Genomic DNA, 2,299 nt, shown 5'->3' with positions numbered 1-2,299 from the left:
GCCAGATCTTCACGACCCGCTTTCGTAAATTCATGGAGGGAGTCTTTCCGTTGCTTGACTTCTCGAGAAAGGACAGTCAACTCTTCGTCTTCAGAGAGTTCCTGTTTTCCAAACTTAATGGCTTCATTTTGAAGTGCCGCCTTAAGCATGCGGATCACGGAAAGTTTCTCTTTTTCTTTATTTTTCATCGCTTGTTTCATATCATCATTTAAACGATTGAGAAGACTCATGGGTACACCCTCTCTTAGAACTTACGCTTTCTTGCAGCTTCTGATTTCTTTTTGCGTTTTACGCTTGGCTTTTCATAAAATTCGCGCTTTCTAAACTCTTGTAAAGTTCCTGTTTTAGAAACTGAGCGTTTGAAGCGACGAAGAGCATCTTCAAGCGATTCGTTTTTACGAACAACTGTTTTTGACATCTCTCTTTCCCTCCCTCCGAACACACTACACTTACATGTTCAAGTCAAGAAAATGGATTGTACCAATTTTCCCAAGACGAAAATTCGTCTCTTTCCTTCACCAAAAGGTTTGGCTAAGCCCTTGTTACATTGTCACAAGGGGACAGAAAGTGTATGTCTTTCTTGGATGAATTCTTTAAAATATAAAGAAATCCATGTACTTTGCCATTATAATATATGTCTTGGAATAGGTCAACAACTTCTGCATAATTGCTTGTATAAATAGGCATGTCTTCCGCATTCACCCCATACATTAAGGTAAGCATGTATCATTGTGGAGGGGACACCTAAATGATGTTGAATCTGATCTTGTTTGTTTTACTTATCCTTTGTTTTCTATTAGGGATGCTTTGGCTTCGATCCGGATTGTTCAATATTGCAAGTTTGAAGGTAAAGAAGTGGCTGCATTTCCTGACGGAAACCCCCGTTAAGGGCGCCGCAACCGGTACAATCGTGACCGCCTTCATCCACAGCAGTTCTGCAGTAATGGTACTGACTGTAGGCCTTGCGTCATCAGGGATTATCCCATTCAGGCAGACAATCGGCATCATGCTTGGATCGAATATAGGAACGACATTCACTCTAGAGATGTTCACATTGAATATGAATTATCTCATTGTTCCATCTATCATGATCGGTTGTTTACTGATCGCGTTCAAAAAAGACTCGATCCGCAGCACCGGGATGATTTTTACCGGCTTCGGGCTGATCTTCGCCTCCATCCAGGGTATACAGTGGGTCGCCACGCCATTGACCACCCATCCGCTTCTTCATGCGTACATAGAAAAAATGAACACCCATATCCTGATTGCGCTTCTGATCGGTTGTATACTTACTGCACTTATTCAATCAAGTACGGTCGTCACCGGAGTCACGATGGGATTTCTGGCTGCACAATCCATTGATTTGCATGCAGGTATCGCCATCATGCTCGGCGCAAACATCGGAACATGCATCACGGCATTCATCGCAAGTCTCGGTGGAGGGATCCAAGCCCGGCTCACCGCTTTCGCCCATATTTGGCTGAATGTCATCGGTGTCCTGGTGTTCATCCCGCTCATCCCGTTACTTGGAACGGTCGTCCAGAGTCTGGCCGGCTCCCCTGAAATACAGTTGGCCCATGCAAGTGTGATTTTCAACCTGCTTTGTTCCCTCCTCGTCCTTCCTTTTGCCTTTAAATTTGCCCGGTTTATTGAGAAGGTGCATTTGCGCAGGTAGAAGGTTAGGCTTAATTTTTTCAGGGGGATTGAAACGGAGGGTAAAAGTATATTCGACAAGCGGCACAATTTATGAGAACCGGGTGCATTTATTATCTAAATACCATTTTTTATACGCGCACCCTGGTGACCATTAATTAAATAAACAGAATTTAAAAAAATCCTTAACCTTGAACTCTGAAAAACACCCGACGCTAATTTGTCCCTGCAATATATAAAGCCGGATGAACAGAGTCCATCCGGCTTTATATAATTACTTAATAATCAGAGTCGCTAGTCAACCCTTGTACAATTTTAACGCCTGAGCTTGCGCCTAGACGGGTAGCACCTGCATCGATCAAAGCCTGTGCGTCTTCAGAGGAACGTACGCCTCCTGAAGCTTTCACACCGATATCAGGTCCGACTGTTTTTCTCATTAGAGCGATATCTTCCACAGTCGCTCCGCCAGTTGAGAATCCAGTTGATGTTTTTACGTAATCAGCACCGGCTTCAACTGATAGTTCGCAAGCTTTCACTTTTTCCTCATCAGTCAGCAAGCAAGTTTCAATGATCACTTTAGATAATGCTTTTCCTTTAGATGCTGCAACAACAGCTTCGATGTCGCGCTTGACAAGATCGAGATCAC

At 43.7% G+C, this 2,299-nt stretch carries 4 protein-coding genes; 1 reads left to right on the top strand and 3 read right to left on the bottom strand.

All coding sequences use genetic code 11. From position 1 onward, the window contains the following. Both HP456_RS22985 and rpsU read right to left on the bottom strand, forming a co-directional pair. The coding region (locus HP456_RS22985; RefSeq protein ID WP_172255395.1) for a GatB/YqeY domain-containing protein at positions 1–230 on the bottom strand (230 nt) is incomplete at its 3' end. 14 nt (positions 231–244) lie between these two features. Further along, positions 245–418: a 30S ribosomal protein S21 gene (rpsU, locus tag HP456_RS22980; protein WP_032087602.1), complete on the bottom strand. Its 174-nt coding sequence runs from the start codon at positions 416–418 to the stop codon at positions 245–247. Between the two features lie 330 nt (positions 419–748). On the opposite strand from rpsU, the gene HP456_RS22975 reads away from it, so the two are divergent. Further along, positions 749–1,675 (top strand): Na/Pi symporter, encoded by a 927-nt coding sequence (locus tag HP456_RS22975; RefSeq protein WP_246289387.1) that lies wholly within the window; start codon positions 749–751, stop codon positions 1,673–1,675. Between the two features lie 256 nt (positions 1,676–1,931). Here HP456_RS22975 and deoC read toward each other — a convergent pair. Next, the coding region (deoC, locus tag HP456_RS22970) for a deoxyribose-phosphate aldolase (RefSeq protein ID WP_172255393.1) at positions 1,932–2,299 on the bottom strand (368 nt) is incomplete at its 5' end.

It is taken from the genome of Bacillus haikouensis (genome assembly GCF_013179555.1).
Classification (GTDB): Bacteria; Bacillota; Bacilli; order Bacillales; family Bacillaceae_B; genus Rossellomorea; species Rossellomorea haikouensis_A.
Note: the sequence above shows the minus strand (reverse complement) of the source record. Positions and strands in the feature narration are given on the sequence as shown.

Coding starts and splice junctions, on each gene's coding strand:
- rpsU (WP_032087602.1), bottom strand. CDS start 418: ATGTCAAAAACAGTTGTTCGTAAAAACGAATCGCTTGAAGATGCTCTT.
- HP456_RS22975 (WP_246289387.1), top strand. CDS start 749: ATGATGTTGAATCTGATCTTGTTTGTTTTACTTATCCTTTGTTTTCTA.